The organism is Streptomyces sp. WZ-12 (genome assembly GCF_028898845.1).
In the GTDB taxonomy this organism is placed as follows: domain Bacteria; phylum Actinomycetota; class Actinomycetes; order Streptomycetales; family Streptomycetaceae; genus Streptomyces.
Window position 1 is genome coordinate 2,438,884 of sequence record NZ_CP118574.1, and the last position, 17,490, is coordinate 2,456,373.

The 17,490-nt window shown below is 74.0% G+C and carries 14 protein-coding genes; 8 read left to right on the plus strand and 6 right to left on the minus strand.

What is annotated here, in order from left to right; genetic code table 11:
- Positions 1 to 12: 12 nt before the first annotated feature.
- On the minus strand, positions 13 to 771 hold the full coding sequence (locus tag PV796_RS10200) for a GntR family transcriptional regulator (protein WP_274912625.1): 759 nt from the start codon (positions 769 to 771) through the stop codon (positions 13 to 15).
- Between the two features lie 210 nt (positions 772 to 981).
- Here PV796_RS10200 and PV796_RS10205 point away from each other — a divergent pair, with 210 nt between their 5' ends.
- Positions 982 to 1,833 (plus strand): (2Fe-2S)-binding protein, encoded by an 852-nt coding sequence (locus PV796_RS10205; protein WP_274912626.1) that lies wholly within the window; start codon positions 982 to 984, stop codon positions 1,831 to 1,833.
- A gap of 212 nt (positions 1,834 to 2,045) precedes the next feature.
- On the plus strand, positions 2,046 to 3,125 hold the full coding sequence (locus PV796_RS10210) for a DUF2637 domain-containing protein (RefSeq protein ID WP_274912627.1): 1,080 nt from the start codon (positions 2,046 to 2,048) through the stop codon (positions 3,123 to 3,125).
- Positions 3,126 to 3,166: 41 nt separating this feature from the next.
- Here the strand turns inward: PV796_RS10210 and PV796_RS10215 are convergent, their stop codons facing one another.
- On the minus strand, positions 3,167 to 3,538 hold the full coding sequence (locus PV796_RS10215) for an ATP-binding protein (protein WP_342456898.1): 372 nt from the start codon (positions 3,536 to 3,538) through the stop codon (positions 3,167 to 3,169).
- A 365-nt stretch (positions 3,539 to 3,903) separates the two neighbouring features.
- On the opposite strand from PV796_RS10215, the gene PV796_RS10220 reads away from it, so the two are divergent.
- Positions 3,904 to 7,035: an alpha-mannosidase gene (locus PV796_RS10220; RefSeq protein ID WP_274912628.1), complete on the plus strand. Its 3,132-nt coding sequence runs from the start codon at positions 3,904 to 3,906 to the stop codon at positions 7,033 to 7,035.
- Positions 7,036 to 7,069: 34 nt separating this feature from the next.
- On the opposite strand, the gene PV796_RS10225 is transcribed toward PV796_RS10220, so the two are convergent.
- The gene (locus tag PV796_RS10225; RefSeq protein ID WP_274912629.1) at positions 7,070 to 8,812 is read right to left on the minus strand and encodes a pyruvate dehydrogenase; all 1,743 of its coding nucleotides are present in this window, start codon (positions 8,810 to 8,812) and stop codon (positions 7,070 to 7,072) included.
- A gap of 135 nt (positions 8,813 to 8,947) precedes the next feature.
- Complete coding sequence (locus PV796_RS10230) at positions 8,948 to 10,336, minus strand: protein phosphatase 2C domain-containing protein (protein ID WP_274912630.1); 1,389 nt, start codon at positions 10,334 to 10,336, stop codon at positions 8,948 to 8,950.
- Positions 10,337 to 10,522: 186 nt separating this feature from the next.
- Here PV796_RS10230 and PV796_RS10235 point away from each other — a divergent pair, with 186 nt between their 5' ends.
- Positions 10,523 to 11,005: a DUF456 domain-containing protein gene (locus PV796_RS10235; protein WP_274912631.1), complete on the plus strand. Its 483-nt coding sequence runs from the start codon at positions 10,523 to 10,525 to the stop codon at positions 11,003 to 11,005.
- A gap of 53 nt (positions 11,006 to 11,058) precedes the next feature.
- Here PV796_RS10235 and rsgA read toward each other — a convergent pair whose 3' ends face one another.
- A complete protein-coding gene (gene rsgA / locus PV796_RS10240) occupies positions 11,059 to 12,246 on the minus strand; it encodes a ribosome small subunit-dependent GTPase A (protein ID WP_274912632.1) in 1,188 nt (395 codons plus the stop codon).
- A gap of 467 nt (positions 12,247 to 12,713) precedes the next feature.
- Here rsgA and PV796_RS10245 point away from each other — a divergent pair, with 467 nt between their 5' ends.
- From PV796_RS10245 to PV796_RS10260, 4 genes are all read left to right on the plus strand, one after another.
- The gene (locus tag PV796_RS10245; RefSeq protein WP_274912633.1) at positions 12,714 to 13,583 is read left to right on the plus strand and encodes a nucleic acid/nucleotide deaminase domain-containing protein; all 870 of its coding nucleotides are present in this window, start codon (positions 12,714 to 12,716) and stop codon (positions 13,581 to 13,583) included.
- Positions 13,584 to 13,621: 38 nt separating this feature from the next.
- Positions 13,622 to 14,215 (plus strand): SUKH-4 family immunity protein, encoded by a 594-nt coding sequence (locus tag PV796_RS10250; RefSeq protein WP_274912634.1) that lies wholly within the window; start codon positions 13,622 to 13,624, stop codon positions 14,213 to 14,215.
- A 96-nt stretch (positions 14,216 to 14,311) separates the two neighbouring features.
- Entirely contained in the window at positions 14,312 to 15,172 is an 861-nt protein-coding gene (locus PV796_RS10255) for a nucleic acid/nucleotide deaminase domain-containing protein (protein ID WP_274912635.1), read from the plus strand.
- Positions 15,169 to 16,962, plus strand: a complete 1,794-nt coding sequence (locus PV796_RS10260; RefSeq protein ID WP_274912636.1) for a hypothetical protein — start codon at positions 15,169 to 15,171, stop codon at positions 16,960 to 16,962. The genes PV796_RS10255 and PV796_RS10260 overlap by 4 nt, the downstream gene beginning before the upstream one ends.
- On the opposite strand, the gene PV796_RS10265 is transcribed toward PV796_RS10260, so the two are convergent.
- Positions 16,959 to 17,396, minus strand: a complete 438-nt coding sequence (locus PV796_RS10265) for a MerR family transcriptional regulator (RefSeq protein WP_274912637.1) — start codon at positions 17,394 to 17,396, stop codon at positions 16,959 to 16,961. The genes PV796_RS10260 and PV796_RS10265 overlap by 4 nt on opposite strands.
- Positions 17,397 to 17,490 lie beyond the last annotated feature (94 nt).

The window sequence follows — 17,490 nt, forward strand, 5'->3', positions numbered from 1 at the left end:
CCGGCCCCGCGCTCAGTGCGGCCGCGGCGCCGCCGACAGGTGCGCCCGGGCGATCCGCTCCACGACCCCGTGCTCCTGGGCGATCAGCGCGTCCAGCAGGGCCGTGTGCTCGGAGGCGTCGGCCAGCAGTTCGGCCGTGCGGAGGCGGGAGCCGCCGCCGGCCGACCACTGTGCGCGGCGCAGCAGTTCGCCGGCGACCTCGGTGAGCCGGCGGTTCCCGGTCAGCGAGATCAGCGCCTCGTGGAAGGCGTGGTCGGCGTCGGCGTACCCGACCCGGTCGCCCCGGGCGGCGGCGGCCACCCCGTCGTCGGCCAGCGGGCGCAGCTCCTCCCAGCGGTCCGCGGGCACCGCCCGGGCCAGCCGCAGCAGCGCGGGCACCTCCAACATGGTGCGGACCTCGGCGAGTTCGGCGAGGTCGCGGGAGCTGCGCTCGCGGACCCGGAAGCCGCGGTTGGGCACCACCTCGACGGCCCCCTCGCCGGCGAGCTGCTGCATGGCCTCGCGGACCGGGGTCGCGGAGACGCCGTACCGCTCGGCGAGGGCCGGCGCGGAGTAGACCTCGCCGGGGAGGAGTTCCCCGGCGGTCAGCGCGCGGCGCAGGGCGGTGAGGACCTGGCCACGGACCGAGTGCCGGCGCGGCCGCTGCCGGGGCAGGCGCAGGCCGGCGGCCTCCGGGCCACCGTCACCAGCGCCGCGGGGTGCGGCGCAGGCGGCCGGTGCGGGCGGCCACGCCCCGGCCTGCGGCCGCGGTTCCGCCGTGCCCTGCTCCATTGACGCTCCTCCTGCTGACGACTGCTGACGATCGGGAACCTGGTCGCCACCGGGGCCGGACGGCCGGCCGGGGTTGGACGATCAAGGTCGGACGATCGAGCTAGCACTCTAAGCGTCCGAAGCCGCGGTTCACACGCCCGCGGGGGCGGGTAGGGATGTCGGATAAGGTAAGGCTTACCTGCTAACGATCGCGATTCGGTGGTCCCCCGCATGCCTTCTGCCACTGCCGCCGCGCCTGCCGCCCCCTTCGCCGGCCACCCGGCCAAGGACGCCTACGCCCGGCTCGCCGAGGTCTTCCCCGACCTCCGGGTGACGCTCTGGGACGACGAGCCGCCCGCCGGCGACGGCTGGTGGACGGCGTCCGCGCTGGCCGCCGGCGGCCCGGTGTTGGACACCTTCCTCGCCGACGAGGCGGCCCGCATCACCGCCGAACACGGCCGCCCCGCCCGCCCCGACGTGGTCGCCAGCTTCGCCCTGCACCGCTACGCCTGGCCGGTCTGCCTGCTGATCACCGTCCCGTGGTTCCTGCTCCGGCGGGTGCCGCACCTGCCGGTGGCGGACGTCCGCTTCCACCGCGGGCTGGGTCGACTGGCAGTGCGCGCCGCCTCGTTCGGGTGCCTCCCCGACGACCCGGCGGCGACCCTGCCCGGCGCCCGGGTGGTGCCGGACGAGGAGGCCCTGCGCGCCGAGGTCCGCGCGGCGGTCGCCGACCATCTGCGGCCCGTCCTGGACGGCTTCCGCACCCGGGTGCGGCGCGGGCCGCGGGCGCTGTGGGGGATGGCGTCCGACGAGATCGTCGAGGGGCTGTGGTACGTCGGGCAGTTGCTGGGCGAAGGGCCGCGCGCGCGGGCCGAGTTGGCGCGGCTGCTGCCGGGGGCCACCGCGCCGTACGCGGCCGACGCCGGGTTCCGCGAGCTGACCGGGCCGGACGGCGCCGCGCTGCCGACCCGGGACCGCGCCAGCTGCTGCATGTACTACACGCTGCGCCCCGAGGACACCTGCGCCACCTGCCCGCGCACCTGCGACGCGGAGCGCATCAGCCGCCTCACGGCAACCTCCTGACCCACCGGCCGCCCACAAGAGCGAGCGTTTCTCGCACACAACTCCCGCAGCAGGCATGGGAGTTCGATTTTCCGGCCGCTCAGCCGCGTGCCCCGGCACCCCTTGGCGTGCTCTTGCGCGGAAAGCCGGTACGTCCGGAGCCGGTTCCGTCAGGATGGCGCGCGCGCTCGCCGATTCGCGACAGCGCGGCAATCTGAGCAAGGGGTTCCGGAATGAGAACGACCGATATATCGCTTAATTGGCTGGTTCCGGCGCTTCTGCTGCTCGCCGGGGTCCTGGTCGCCGCCGTCCTCGTGCTGCGCGGCAAACGCGCGGACCGCCAGGCCGGCACCGACGACTCCTGGGAACGCAGCGAGGAGCGCCGCCGCCGCAAGGAGACCGTCTTCGCCTCGGCCTCCTATGTGTTGCTGTTCTGCTGTGCCGCGGTCGCCGCGGCGCTCTCCTTCCACGGGCTGGTCGGCTTCGGCGTCCAGAACCTCGGCCTGTCCGGGGGCTGGGAGTACCTGGTGCCGTTCGGGCTCGACGGCGCGGCGATGTTCTGCTCCGTGCTGGCGGTGCGCGAGGCCAGCCACGGCGACGCGGCGCTCGGCTCCCGGATGCTGGTGTGGACGTTCGCCGGCGCCGCCGCGTGGTTCAACTGGGTGCACGCCCCGCGCGGCATGGCCCATGCCGGGGCTCCGCAGTTCTTCGCCGGCATGTCGCTGTCGGCCGCGGTCCTCTTCGACCGGGCGCTGAAGCAGACCCGCCGAGCGGCGCTGCGCGAGCAGGGCCTGGTGCCCCGTCCGCTGCCGCAGATCCGGATCGTGCGCTGGCTGCGGGCGCCCCGCGAGACCTTCGCCGCCTGGTCGTTGATGCTGCTGGAGGGCGTGCGGACGCTGGACGAGGCGGTCGAGGAGGTCCGCGAGGACAAGCGGGAGAAGGCCCGGAGCCGGCTCCGCCGGCGGGAGCAGGGCAAGTTGGACCGGGCCCGCATCAAGGCCCTCAACCGACAGCACCGCTCCTGGGGCAGGCGCGGCACCCGCCAGGTCGCCGTCGCGGTGGCCGCACCGGCGCCCACCGCGGAGCCCGGCCCGAACACCTCCGGGCCGGTCGAGCCGGCGCCGCTGCCCCAGGGCGAGTCGACCAAGCGGCCCCGGCCGGCCCTCAAGGCCGTGACCGGCGCCGACTCCGACGGCCCCGCGCCCGGGCGCCGCGGCGCCATCGACCTCACCGCCGAGGACGACCCCCAGACCAGCCCCCGGCTGGACACCCTGGAGGAGAAACTCGCCGAGATCGAGCGGCAGTTCGGCTGATCGGTGGCGGACCGCGCCGACCCCACACCCCCGGCTGCGCGTCAGGCCGGTCCGCCTCCCAGCTCGAACCACACGCACTTGCCGACGCCCTCGGACCGGACGCCCCAGTCGTCCGCCAGCGCCCGGACCAGCGTCAGCCCCCGCCCCGACGTCCCGGTGACCGACGTGGCGCGCGGCTCAGGTATCCGGGTGGCGAAGTCCCGCACCTCCACCCGCAGCCGGTCGGTGACCCGCGCCGTCACCACCGCCCCGCCCTCGGTGTGCAGCAGGGCATTGGTGATCAACTCGCTGGTCAGCAGCACCGCCACCTCGGGGTCCGCCGGTGCGCGGCCATCCGGCGGCGCCCAGCGGCCGAGTAACTCCCGCAGTTCCCCGCGGACCTCGCCGACGGCCTTCAGATCGGCCTGTCGCACCTTGCGTTCCCACACTCGCGGCGGCCGCACCGCGACCGTCCCGCCCCCGCTCCCCCCCTCCCCTTGCTGCCGTCTGTCGCGCTCCTCGCACCGCACAGGCTGACGCATGCTCCCCCCGCCCCCAACGAACCCAGCGTTCTGCCTCGAACAGCCTCACGGTCAGCATTCCCACCGGGCCCGGCCCCATGCTTCCGCTTGCCGCCGGCCCGCCGGCGCGCCCACCGGGGCCGGGCGGTGCCGGTCTGCGGCGGCCCGGCGGAACGGGCCCGGGCGGGCCGAGGTGGGTATACGTTCCGCGACCGCCCGGAGCGCGCCGGTCCGCGGGCCGGTGCCGGGCCCGCCCGTACGAGCGTTGAGGAGCCGCCGTGCACGACGATCGACTACTGGTGGAGGGGCGCCTGGCGCGGGCGCTCGAACAGCACATCCGCCCCGCCCAGTACGCGGCCCGCCGACCGCTGCGGCTCACGGTGTGGCATGTGCCAGGCGAACCCGTGCCCGTCGCCGAGGCGTTGGCCGCCGGCTACGAACCGTTCGCCCTCGGGGACGCCTGGGGGCCGCCGTGGTCGACGAGTTGGTTCCGGCTGGCCGGCGAGGTTCCCCCGGAGTGGGCCGGGCGCCGGGTGGAGGCCGTCCTCGACCCGGGGTTCACCGGAGACGGCCCGGGCTTCCAGGCGGAGGGGCTGGTCCATGACGCCGCCGGCGTGCCCCTCAAGGGCATCCACCCGCGCAACCGGCACGTCCCCGTCGCATCCCCGGCCCGCGGCGGCGAGGAGGTCCGCCTGCTGCTGGAGGCGGCCGCCAACCCTGCGGTGCTGCACGGCTTTTGCCCCACCGACCTCGGTGACGTCCGCACCGCCCCGCGCCGGCCGCTGTACCGCTTCGCCTCCGCCGACCTGGCGGTGCTGGACGAGACCGTCTGGCAGTTGCTCCTCGACATCGAGGTGCTGTCCGAGCTGATGGCGGAGCTGCCCGTCGACCGCCCCCGTCGGCACGGCATCCTGCGGGCCCTGGAACGGATGCTGGACGCCCTGGACCCGTACGACGTCGGCGGCACGGCGGCCGCGGCCCGCGCCGAACTGGCGGACGTGCTCGGCGACCCGGCCGCCGCCAGCGCGCACCGGGTCTCCGCCACCGGGCACGCCCACATCGACTCCGCCTGGCTCTGGCCGCTGCGCGAGACCGTCCGCAAGGCCGCCCGCACCTTCGCCAACGTCACCCAACTGGCCACCGAGTACCCCGAGTTGGTGTTCGCCTGCTCGCAGGCCCAACAGTACGCCTGGGTGCGGGACAACCAGCCGCACATCTGGGCGCGCATCAAGACCGCGGTACGGCAGGGGAATTGGACGCCGGTCGGCTCGATGTGGGTGGAGTCCGACGCCAACATGCCCGGTGGCGAGGCACTGGCCCGGCAACTGGTGCACGGCAAGCGGTTCTTCCTGGACGAGCTGGGCGTGGAGACCGAGGAGGTCTGGCTGCCGGACTCCTTCGGCTACACCGCCGCCTTCCCGCAGTTGGCCCGGTTGGCCGGCGCGAAGTGGTTCCTCACCCAGAAGCTGTCCTGGAACGACACCGACCGGATGCCGCACCACACCTTCTGGTGGGAGGGCATCGACGGGACCCGGGTCTTCACCCACTTCCCGCCCGTCGACACCTACAACTCCCAGCTCCACGGCCGCGAACTCGCCCACGCGGAACGGAACTTCGCGGAGAAGGGCCGGGCCACCCGCTCCCTGGTGCCGTTCGGCTGGGGCGACGGCGGCGGCGGACCCACCCGGGAGATGCTGGAGCGGGCCCGCCGGCTGCGCTCCCTGGAGGGCTCCCCGCGGGTCACCGTCGAGCCGCCGGCCCGCTTCTTCGAGGCCGCGCACGAGGAGTACGGGGCCACCGCCCCGGTCTGGTCCGGCGAGCTCTACCTCCAGTTCCACCGCGGCACCTACACCTCGCAGGCCAAGACCAAGCAGGGCAACCGGCGCTGCGAACACCTGCTGCGGGAGGCCGAGTTGTGGGCCGCGACCGCCGCCGTCCGCACCGCCGGGGCCGGCGCGCGCGGCTACCGCTATCCGTACGAGGCGCTGGACCGCCTCTGGAAGACCGTGCTGCTGCACCAGTTCCACGACATCCTGCCCGGCTCGTCGATCGCCTGGGTGCACCGCGAGGCCCGCGCCACGTACGCCGCGACCGAGGCCGAGCTGACCGCCCTGATCGAGGGGGCCCTCGCGGCCCTGGCGGACGAGGCGGGGGACGGCCAACCGCCCAGGACGGCCGTCTACAACGCCTCGCCCTACGACCGCGACGAGGTCATCACCCCGCCCGACGGCGCCGGCCGGCCGCCGGTCACCGTCCGCGTCCCCGCGCTCGGCGCCGCCCCGCTCCCCGCCCCCGGCGCCGACGCCCCCGCCCCCGCCCCCGTGCGGGCCACCGCCGACGGCGACCACCTCACCCTCGACAACGGCCGGCTACGGGTGCGCGTCGACCCCGACGGCCTGCTGACCTCCGTCCGCGACCTGGCCGCCGGCCGGGAGGCGCTGGCCCCCGGCGCCCGCGGCAACCTCCTCCAACTGCACCCCGACCACCCCAACCAGTACGACGCCTGGGACCTCGACCGGCACTACCGCAACCGGCACACCGACCTCACCGCCGCCGACGCCGTCGAACTGGTCGCCTCCGGTCCGCTGACCGCCACCGTGCGGGTCACCCGCACCTTCGGCGCCTCCCGCCTCACCCAGGACCTCACCCTGCACGCCGGCTCCCGCCGCCTGGAGATCACCACCGACATCGACTGGCACGAGTCGGAGAAGGTCCTCAAGGCCGCGTTCCCGTTGGACGTGCATGCCGAACGCTCCACCGCCGAGATCCAGTTCGGCCACGTGCACCGCCCCACCCACGCCAACACGAGCTGGGACGCGGCCCGTTACGAGATCTGCGCGCACCGCTGGCTCCGGGTCGCCGAACCGGGCTACGGCATCGCCGTCCTCAACGACTCCACCTACGGCCACGACGTCACCCGCACCCCCCACGAGGACGGCGTCGGCACGACCGTGCGGCTCACCCTGCTGCGCGCCCCGCACAGCCCCGACCCCGAGACCGACCAGGGCACCCACCGCCTCCGCTACGCGCTGCTCCCCGGCGCCGGCACCGGCGACGCCCTCGCCGGCGGCCTGGCCCTCAACCTCCCGCTGCGCACCGCCCCCGGCACCGGACGCCTCACTCCGCTGGTGCGCGTCGACCACCCGGCCCTGACCGTCGAGTCGGTGAAGCTCGCCGACGACCGCAGCGGCGATGTCGTCGTCCGCCTCTACGAATCCCACGGCAGTCGCGCGAGGGGAACCCTCGCGCCCGGCTTCCCCGTCGCCCACGCCACCGTCACCGACCTGCTCGAACGCCCCCTCCGGGACGAGGAGGAGGGACCGACCTCGGACCTGGCGCTCACCCTGCGCCCGTTCCAGATCCTGACCCTCCGGCTCCGGCCGCAGCACCCGGCAGCGGCCCCCGAGTGAGGCGCGCCCGGCCCGCCGGTACGCCCGGCGGGCCTCATCCGCGCGGAATGTTGCGCAGGTTGGACCGGGCCATCTGGAGCATCCGCCCCACCCCGCCGTCCAGCACGATCTTCCCGGCCGAGAGCGCGAAGCCCGACACCATCTCGGCGCTGATCTTCGGCGGGATGGACAGCGCGTTGGGGTCGGTGACCACGTCGACCAGCGCCGGCCCCTTGTGCCGGAACGCGTCCCGCAGCGCCCCGCGCAGTTGCTTGGGCTTCTCCACCCGCACGCCGTACGCCCCGGCCGCACCGGCGAGCGCGGCGAAGTCCGGGTTCTTGTTGGTGGTGCCGTACGAGGGCAGCCCCGACACCAGCATCTCCAACTCCACCATTCCCAAGGAGGAGTTGTTGAACAGCACCACCTTCACCGGCAGGTCGTACTGGACCAGGGTCAGGAAGTCGCCCATCAGCATCGTGAAGCCGCCGTCCCCGGACATCGAGACGACCTGCCGGCCGCGGTCGAGGAACTGGGCGCCGATCGCCTGCGGCAGCGCGTTGGCCATCGAGCCGTGACTGAACGAACCGATCACCCGCCGGCGCCCGTTGGGCGTGAGGTAGCGGGCCGCCCAGACGTTGCACATCCCGGTGTCAACGGTGAAGACCGCGTCGGCGGCGGCCTCCTCGTCGAGCACCGAGGCGACGTACTCCGGGTGGATCGGCACGTGCTTCTCCACCTTGCGGGTGTACGCCCTGACCACGCCCTCCAGCGCGTCCGCGTGCTTCTTCAGCATCCGGTCCAGGAACCTGCGGTCGGTCTTGGCCCGCACCCGCGGGGTCAGACAGCGCAGCGTCTCCCGTACGTCACCCCAGACGGCGAGGTCCAACTTGCAGCGCCGGCCCAGGTGTTCGGGCCGCACGTCCACCTGGACGATCCGGACGTCGTCGGGGAGGAAGGCGGTGTACGGGAAGTCGGTACCGAGCAGGATCAGCAGATCGCACTCGTGGGTGGCCTCGTAGGCCGCGCCGTACCCCAACAGCCCGCTCATCCCCACGTCGTAGGGGTTGTCGTACTGGATCCACTCCTTGCCGCGCAGCGCGTGGCCCACCGGCGACTTCACCCGCTCCGCGAACTCCATCACCTCGGCGTGCGCGCCCGCGGTGCCGCTGCCGCAGAACAGCGTGACCCGGTCCGCCTCGTCGACCATCCGGGCCAGCTCGTCGATCTCGGCGTCCCCGGGGCGGACCGAGGGCCGGGTGGTCACCAGGGCGTGCTGGAAGGCCCGTTCGGGCGCCGGGTCGGCGGCGAGGTCGCCGGGCAGCGAGACCACCGCCACGCCGCTCTGCCCCACGGCGTGCTGGATCGCGGTCTGCACCACCCGCGGCATCTGCTTGGTGCTGGAGATCAGCTCGCTGTAATGGCTGCACTCGGCGAACAGCCGGTCCGGGTGGGTCTCCTGGAAGAAGCTGGTGCCGATCTCGCTGGACGGGATGTGCGAGGCCAGCGCCAGCACCGGGGCCATCGAGCGGTGCGCGTCGTACAGGCCGTTGATCAGGTGCAGGTTCCCGGGCCCGCAGGACCCCGCGCAGGCCGCCAACTTCCCGGTGAGCTGCGCCTCCGCCCCGGCGGCGAAGGCCGCGGTCTCCTCGTGCCGGACCTGGATCCAGTCGATGCCGGAATTGCGGCGGATGGCGTCCACCACCGGGTTCAGGCTGTCCCCGACGACCCCGTAGAGCCGTCGCACACCGGCCCGCACCAGGATGTCGATGAACTGTTCGGCTACGGTCTGCTTGGCCACGGAACGAGCCTCCTTGGGGCGGTGCACGGGCCGACGGGCACGGCTGGCTGCTGGCTGGACTTCCCATGTACCCACGGGACCACGCGCTCCGCCTCCGGCGGCGTGCGATCGGGCGCGCGACCGGCGCCCGTCACCTCACGCCTCCCACACCCCCACCGCCGTGCGGTCCCCGACGTCCTCCGCGGCCCGCGGCCGGACGGCGGTGAGGAAGTCGGCGGGGTCGGGCGGGGCGGGCGCGGACCAGGCGGCGGCCAGCCGGGCGGCGGCATCCGGGTCGAGGCCGAGCCGCCCCGCCAGATCGGGGCCGCACAGCAACAGGACGTCGCCCGGGCGCCCCGGCTCGGCGCGGAAGCGGAACGGCGTCCCGTCGCCGGGCTCCAGGTCCGCCCACCCGCCGTCCCGCAGCCGGAACAGCCCGCCCGCACCGACGCCGAAGAACACCCGGGTGCGACAGCCGGGATCCGCGGACAGCAGGAGGCAGCGCAGCGCGGCGGGGGGCGGGCCGGCAGTACTGGGGGTGCCGGGCGGCCCGACTGTCCTGGGCGGCTCGGGTGTCCCGGTGGGCTCAGGCGCCCCGGTCGACTCGGGTGTCCCCGTCGGCCCGGTGCGGAGTTTGCCGTGCGCGCGGTGGGTGAGGCGCTGTAAGCCCGCCCGGAGCGCGTCGGTCCGGCCGGTGCGGAGGTCCCGCGCCAGTTGGGCGGCGCTGCGGCCGATGGCGCCGCCCAGCCAGGCGCAGGCGTCGCGGGCCGCGCGCGGGGCGGCGGGCGCCGCGGTGGCCACGGCGATCAGCAACAGCGCGTCCCGTCCCGTCCCGAACCGGGCGGTCAGGAGCGCGGCCCCGCGGGCGGCACCGCGCCGACGGGCGACGGCCCCGCGCCGGGCGACGGCACGGACCGCCGCGGAACCGAATGCGGCGCCCTCCAGAACGGTGTCCGGCACCAGTTGGTCCAGCGCGTCCGGATCGGCCTCGGGAAATCCGCAGGCGTCGGGAAGGGAACGGGCCGCGCGCTCCCGGGTGGTGGGCTCCCCGCCCGTACGGCCGTCGGGCGGCCCGGATTGCGCTACGGACGCCCCTACGGGAGACGAGGAGGGTGGTGATGCTGGGGATGGGGACGGAGTCGGGGACGCGGGGGGCGTGGGGAACGGCTGCGATCGGGCCGGCAGTTCCCAGGGGCGCGGCTCCCAACCGCTCGGCTCCCACGGCCGGGGCTCGAACGCCCCGGGAGCCAACTCCCCGGAGCCGGAACCCTCCGATCCGGTCCCGGCGAAGGCAGCCCCCGCTGGGGGGCTAGGGTCAGCAACGGTCGCGTCAGAGGCCGACGCCCGATCGGGCCGCTGCGCTCCCCCGGCCCCCGCGTCCCGCCCCACCGTCCGCAGTGCCGACTCGATCCGGTCGTCGAGGGTGTCCGAGGCACCGTCCGGCCGGGACCCACCGGACCGCTCGGCGTCCTCGGCCTCTTCCCCGTACAGCTCGCGCCACCACCAGTCGTCCTCTCTGCCGCGGCCCGCCCCGTGCTGGTTCATGGGTCGCATTGTCCCGTTGCGCGCGCTCCCGAAACAGGGCGCGAAGAGGGCATTCCAGGAAGCGCGCCCGGTCCGCGTCCGGCAGTCTTGGGCCATGCGGGCCCTGAGAGAGCGCAGCCTTCGAGCCGTCGCCGGGCACGCGCCGCTCCGGACCCGGCCGGACACCGGCGCCTCCGGGGCCGCGGCATGAACGTCGGGCAACTGATCGTCGTCGGGCTCGTCATGCTGCTCGGGGTGTTCGGCGTGCTGATCCCGGGCATCCCGGGACCGCTGGTGGTGTGGGCGGGGCTGCTGTGGTGGACGACGGTGGAGCGGTCCTCGTGGGCGTGGACGGTGTTGATGGCCGGAACCGGCGTGCTGCTCCTCAACCAGGTGCTGAAGTGGCTGCTGCCGGCCCGCAATCTGCGCGCGGCGGGCGCCCCGTACCGCACCCTGGTCCTCGCCGGCGTGACCGGCATCGCGGGCTTCTTCCTGCTCCCGGTGATCGGCTGTCCGCTGGGGGCGTTCGGCGGCCTCTACGTCCTGGAACGGGTCCGCCTCGGCAGCCACGGCGACGCCTGGGCCTCCACCCGCACGGTGCTGCGCGCCGTCGGCCTGAGCGTGCTGGTCGAACTGTTCGCCTGCCTGCTGGTGGTGGGCGCCTGGGTAGGGGCGGTGGTCGCGGGCTGAAACCCCCGCGACCACCGCCCCGGCCCCGTACCGCGCCCGGCCGACCGACGGCGCTATCGACCCCGCCGGCGCTCCCGGCCCTCCACCCCCTGCCCCCGCTTCCGCTCCGTCATGTGCCGCCCCAGCGCCTGCTTCTGCTTCCACTCGCGCCGGAGTTGGGCGCGCTGCCGGACGTCGGTCTTGGCCACGATCCACTGGTTCTCGCGCCGCAGCTTGCGATGGCTCTCCAACCGGCGCGGCGCCAACTCGCCGCTCGCCACGGCCTCTTGGACCGCGCAGCCCGGCTCCGCCTCGTGGGCGCAGTCGTGGAACCGGCAGCGCCCGGCCAGTTCCTCGACGTCCGCGAACGCCCGGGCCAGCCCGGCCTCCGCGTCCCACATGCCGACGCCGCGCAGTCCCGGCGTATCGATGAGGGCGCCACCGGCGGGCAGCACCAGCAGGTCCCGGGTGGTGGTGGTGTGCCGCCCCTTGCCGTCCTGGTCGCGGACCGCCTGGACGTCCTGGACGTCCGCCCCCAACAGCGCGTTGGCCAGCGTGGACTTGCCGGCTCCGGACCGCCCCACCAGGACGGAGGTGGCGCCGGCGAGCAGCGTGGACAGCGCGTCGAGGCCGTCCCCGGTTGCCGCGCTGACCGCCAGCACCGGCGCCCCGGGCGCGGCCGCCGCGACGTCGGCCACCAGGTGGTCGAGCACGGCCGGATCGCCCACCAGGTCCGCCTTGGTGAGGGCGACCAACGGGCGCGCCCCGCCCGCACCGGGCGACGCGGACCCGTCCGCCGCACTGGACAGCGCCAACGCGAGGAACCGCTCGATGCGCCCGAGGTCCAACTGCTCCGCGAGCGACACGCAGATGACGATGCGGTCGACGTTGGTGGCCAGCACCTGGCCCTCGGAGCGCTTCGACGAGGCGGAGCGGACGAACGCCGTCCGCCGGGGCAGCAACGCCCGTACGACGCCGTCGAGATGGTCGCCGCTCCGGCCGTTCGCCAGGTCGATCGCGGCCCAGTCGCCGGTGCACGGCACCCGCATCGGGTCGCCGGTCGCCACCAGCGCGGCGTCCGCCAACACCGTCCGGACGCCGTCCCCTTCGGGCACGACGGCGTCCACCCGCCCGCGGTCCACGCGGACGATCCGGCCGGGCACGAACCCCTGCCCGGCGAAGGGGAGGAAACTCTCCGCGAAGCCGTCGTCCCAGCCGTAGCCGGTCAGCGGATGCGCAGCGGAGAAAGCGAAGTCGAACAACGGGATGGCCCTTTCGGGAAATACGGGCCCCGGCGCGGCGCACGGCACACGGGCGCGTACGCGAAAGAGAGTCGGTCAGCCGGAGGCCACGGAGGGAAGAGTGAGGGTCTGCTGCATGCGGGCAATGCCCGACACCACGACGACGGTCATCAGGTCTCACCTCCCTTTCCTCAACGGCTGCCAGCGACCCTAGCCCGGCCCCGCGCGACGCCGCCACGCATTTATTCCGGCGCCGCTCAGCCGCCCCTGCCGGGGCAGTAGACGGCCTCCCGCTCCCGCCAACTCCACCTCCCCACCGCCCGATTCCTTATCGAACCTTTGCCCTCACCTGGTCGTCAGCGGAACGACGGTGCGCCACGCTGTCGGCACGTCACGACTTGACGGGGGACTACCTTGAATAGCGAACTTCCCGGCCGCGTAGCCCGGTTACCCCGGCTCCGCGGCCATGGCGCGGGCGGGGGCTCCGCATGACGAACAGGATCGTCAAGGCGCTGGAGGACGGCGCTGGCAAACTGGCCAAGACCCTCGGCAAGGACGCCGGCAAGGCCGTCCAGGACCTCTACCACGACACCGGCAAGCGGCTGAAGCGGGTCGCCGACAACCATCTGGAGACCGACGCCAAGCACGCGGCGGAGATGGAGCGGATCGCCAAGCGCCCGCGCACCGAGACGCCGGTATACCACCTCGACGACCGCGGCAACATCAGCCGGCTGCGCCACAACCCGGGCGCCAAGACGCCGGAGGAGCGGTACAAGAAGGAGAAGCTGACCTCCGAGGACAAGGAACGGCTGGGGCTACAGAGTTCGTCGATCGGGGGTCCCCGGAAAGGGGAGCAGGCCGCCCGCCTTAAGAACAAGCAGGAGGGCAGGACCGACCCACGGCCCACATCATCCTCGACCCCGGTGGCGCAGGGGAGTTCGGACCTCGCCCAGGCCACCCAGCTCGCCCGCCACGCGGACAACAGCTACGGCACGCACAGGGGCGGCGAGTTCTCCAGCAACAACTACGCCGCGGCGCGCATCACCGGCGCGAACGACAAGGGGGACTTCATCCTCGTCGGACGCAGCCATCGGGGCACCAGCGAGTATCCCGGCGCCCATTCGGAGCGCATGATCGGAACACCCTTCCTAAGGCAGGGAGAAGGGAACCGAATACGGGACCTGTATACGGAACGGGCGCCCTGTGGACCGGCGGCGAACTGCTCGGCCTGGATGGCCGAAAGGCTCTCACACGTCAATGTCAGTCACACCTTCGAGTACGGAAACACCACGGCGTCAAGAGCCGCCGGTAATGCGGCAATGCAGCAATATCTCGACGGGCTGAAGGCCAGTAGATAGACTCCCTACCCGCCCCTACCCAGCGACAGGAACGGCGCATGACCACCAGCCCTGACGACCTCAGTCGCCCAGCGCTTGAGACCGTGTTCACCCCGGCCGAGCTGATCACCGTCCCGGAGCGCCAACTCGCCGACGTGGCCGACCCGGACGCCAGAGAGGTACTGCGCACGCTGGGGCTTCCGACGGGGGCCACCCCGTGGTTCAGCTTCTACACCAAGATCGGCGAACGGTTCGAGCGGGTCGGCGAGGACTTCGACTGGGAGCTCGCCGATACGTACGACGAGGTGCCACCGGGCGCCGACAGGTGGATCCCGCTGGCCGAGATCCCCTACGACAGCATCGTCCTGGACCCCGAAACCGGTAAGGTCCACTGCCTTCCGCAGGACGGTGAGATCTACCTCTTCAACAGCACCCTCCGGCAATTCGTCCACTTCCTCTACATCCTGCAAGTCGAGCGCCCCGCATACGACATGGAATGGGAAGGCGACGACGACCTCTTCGACTCCGAGGGTGCGCGTTCCCGTGTCGAGGCGGCGATGCGGTCCATCGATCCGGCCGCCCTGGAAATTCCGGAATCGCGCTGGCACGACGTACTCGCCGGCATCGAGGACCCCGAATACGACCACTACTGACGGCCGCTGCCAACAACCGCTAGTAACGGCCACCGACGCAATTGCCGACCACCCACCCGGCAGCTACCGCATTCCCGCCCAAGGAGCCCCGATCCGGTGACTGAGGACACATCCCTGCGGACCTTCGGGCCGAGCGACCCCGAAGACCCCGCCGGCGCACCGGCGCACCGGCTGGCCGGGGTGTCGGTGCCGTGGCAGGTCGGTCCCTATTTCGCCACCCGAGGCGACGATCCGGTCCCGCTGGGCGCCTACGCCGAGGCGAACGGGCACCGCCTCAGCCGGGCGGAGTGCGCGGACTGGGCGCGGCTGGGCACCGACAACGGCTTCGAACTGTGCGCGGACGCGGAGGGTTCGGTGTGGGCGGTGCTGCTGGACTTCGAGGAGGACGACCGGTTCGTCAACTCCTCCCCTGAGGAGTTCGCCGCCGGCCTGGCGGAGCTGCACGAGGCCCTGCGGGTCATCCTGAGCACCGACCGGCCGGCGACCGCCGCCGCGGCCTTCGAGAAGCTGACGGAACGTCTGAAGACCGCGAATCCACGGGCGTTCGTGGACCGGGAGAGCTGGTGGCCACTGGTGCTGGACGACATCCGCGACACCGCGAGCGTCGAGAACTACGCGGCCTTCGAGTACGTCGACCCGACCAGCGGCAAGCGGATCGTCACCCGCTCCGGCACCCTCGGCCTGCACCCCGAGGAGCGGTTGTGGGACGGGCTGCACGCGGCCGGGGTCAAGCCGGAGCAGGTCCTGCGCATCCACACCGACCTGGAGCCGTGTTTCCTGCCCGGCCACTACTGCTCGCTGTGGCTCGGACAGGTCTTCCCGCACGCTGAGTTGACGCACAGCTTCCCCTACGGCGAGTCCGCCGAGTCGCGGGCCGCCGGCGTCCGGGCCCTGCGGGAGAGCTCCGCCCAGGAGGACGGGCCGGACGCTTCGAACGGTTCGGCGGCCGACCGGTGAGCGCCGCCCCCGCGCCGGGCGGTCCCGATATCGCCGCCTGGCCGCCGTTGGACCAGGTCACCGCGGCCCACGGGCCGGCGCTGCTGGACTGGGCGGCCGACACCTCGCCGGAACGCCCCCGGGTCTGTCTGGTGCGGGGGGCCAGGGGCAGCGGCAAGAGCCGGTTACTGGCGTGGTTCCTCATGGGCTCGCCCGCCCATCCCCGCACCGTCGTGCACGCGGCCGTCCTCGCGGAGGGGCTGATCTCGGACGCCGCGGCCTGGGACGTCGGGCGGCAACTCGGCTACGGCCCGCTGTCGCCGGCCCGGTTGCTGGACCGGCTGCTGGTCGATCAGCGCCCCCTGCTGCTGCTCGTGGCCGACCTCCACCGCGCCGGACGCGGCCCCGCCGACGGCCCGTTGGCCCGGCCCGCCACCCTCGTCCGGGAGCTGTTGCGGCCGCTGCTGGAGCTCCCGGGGACCCGCGCCGTCATCGAGGTCGGGAACGCCGAACTCTTCGGCGCCGAGACCGAGGGCGTGCCCGTCGAGACCATCGACCTCGGCGCTACGGCGCTCGGTCCCGTCGACGGGCCGGCGCGCATCGACCTCGCCGCGCAACTCCCCCGCACCGCCGACGGCCGCCCCCTGTGGGACCGGGCCCCCGGGGACGTCCGGCAGCGGGCGCTGGACCAGGCGCTGCTCGCCGAGGACCCCGGGCCGGCGGTCCGCGCCCTGATCACCGACCCCGGGTTCCTGCTCCACGGCTCGCCGGTGTCGCTCGCGGCCTGCCTGGCCGACGACCGCGTCCCGGCACCGCCGGGGCTCCGGGAGACCTGGCGACTGGTGGCCCCCCTGCTGTCGGACACCGAACTGGCCGCCGCCGACCGCGCCGCCCTCCTCCACACCGCCGCGCTGGGCGCCAGCCCCACCCTCGCCCGCTATCTGCTGCCGCTCGCCGAGGCCCACCCGCTCACCGGCGTCTGGACCCGGCCCGGCGCCCCCGTCACCGCCCTGGCACAACTCCCCGGCCCGGACGGCCAGTTGCTCGCCGCCGACCCGCTGGGCGACCTCGCCGTGCTCGACCCGACCACCGGCCGGAGCGCCGGCCCCGCACCCGTCCCACCGGCCAGCACCGCCCGCCCGCAGGGCATCGCCGCGCACCACGAGCGGTCCCTGCTCCTGCTCACCGACGCCGGGGCGCTGCGCCCCACCGGCGACGACGCCGGCGCGGACTTCGGTCACCTCGCGACCCACCACGGCCGGGCCGCCCTCGGCAGTCCGGACGCCACCCCCACCGCCCTCGGCCAGTGCCCGGACGGTGCCACCACGGTCATCGGCGACGCCCAAGGCGCCGTCCATGTCTGGCAGTTGAAGGACGCCCAGGCCGCTCCGCTCTCCCGCGCGCTGCACCCGGCCCCCGTCTCCGCGGTGGCCTGCCTGGCCTTTCCCGACGCGGGCCGCACCCTGGTGATGAGCGCCGGCATGGACGGCACGGTCCGGCTCTGGGAGACCTCCGCCGATCCGTTGCCGACGCCCATCGCCCAACGCCGCGCCCTGGTAACGGCGTTGGCCGCCGCGCACACCCCACACGGCCCGGTCCTCGCGGTCGCCTGGAACGACGCGACGCTGGACCTGTGGGACCTCGCCGGCAGCCGCCTGCGCTCCGTCCCCCTCCTCCTGCCGGCCGCCGCCCTCGCCTTCTCCCCCGGCCCCCGCCTGACCATCGGCGGCCCGGACGGCGCCTATGCGCTCGCCCTCAACACCGCACGCCTCTGGGACGCGACGGGCACGGCCCCGCCGGAAGCGCCCTAACGCACGGAACGGGCGGCCGGCTCCTGGTCGCCGGCCGCCGCGTCCGTGCCGCCCGTTCCCGTCCCCTCCCCGCCGTCGTAGGCGAGGACCGCGTCGAGGTACTCGGCGATGGCGTCGCGGTTGCGGGTCAGGCAGGAGATGCGCTCGGTCATCCGGTCGCGTTCCCGCGCCAGGGTGTCGATCATCTCCGGGGTGGCGTCGGGGAAGTAGATGGTCCGGGGCTTGTCCAGGCAGGGCAGGATCTGCTTGATGATGCGGGTCGGCAGGCCGGCGTCGAGCAGCCCCCTGATCTGGAGCACGCGGTCCACGAAGCGCTCGTCGTAGTCGCGGTAGCCGTTCGGCGTGCGCGCGGTGACGATCAGCCCCTGCTCCTCGTAGTAGCGCAGCAACCGCCTGGGGGTGCCGGTGCGTTCCGACAGTTCTCCGATCCGCACGACCGTCCCTCTCCGTGAACCCGCGCTGCCGGATGGCAGCATACGGGCGCGCCGGGGCGGACGGTGCGGGCGGACGTCAGCGCACGCGGGAGTC

What these genes read in the sequence shown, in the direction of transcription:
- PV796_RS10200 (WP_274912625.1), bottom strand. Translation starts at nt 771, where the DNA reads ATGGAGCAGGGCACGGCGGAACCGCGGCCGCAGGCCGGGGCGTGGCCG.
- PV796_RS10205 (WP_274912626.1), top strand. Translation starts at nt 982, where the DNA reads ATGCCTTCTGCCACTGCCGCCGCGCCTGCCGCCCCCTTCGCCGGCCAC.
- PV796_RS10210 (WP_274912627.1), top strand. Translation starts at nt 2,046, where the DNA reads ATGAGAACGACCGATATATCGCTTAATTGGCTGGTTCCGGCGCTTCTG.
- PV796_RS10230 (WP_274912630.1), bottom strand. Translation starts at nt 10,336, where the DNA reads ATGAACCAGCACGGGGCGGGCCGCGGCAGAGAGGACGACTGGTGGTGG.
- PV796_RS10235 (WP_274912631.1), top strand. Translation starts at nt 10,523, where the DNA reads ATGAACGTCGGGCAACTGATCGTCGTCGGGCTCGTCATGCTGCTCGGG.
- PV796_RS10245 (WP_274912633.1), top strand. Translation starts at nt 12,714, where the DNA reads ATGACGAACAGGATCGTCAAGGCGCTGGAGGACGGCGCTGGCAAACTG.
- PV796_RS10250 (WP_274912634.1), top strand. Translation starts at nt 13,622, where the DNA reads ATGACCACCAGCCCTGACGACCTCAGTCGCCCAGCGCTTGAGACCGTG.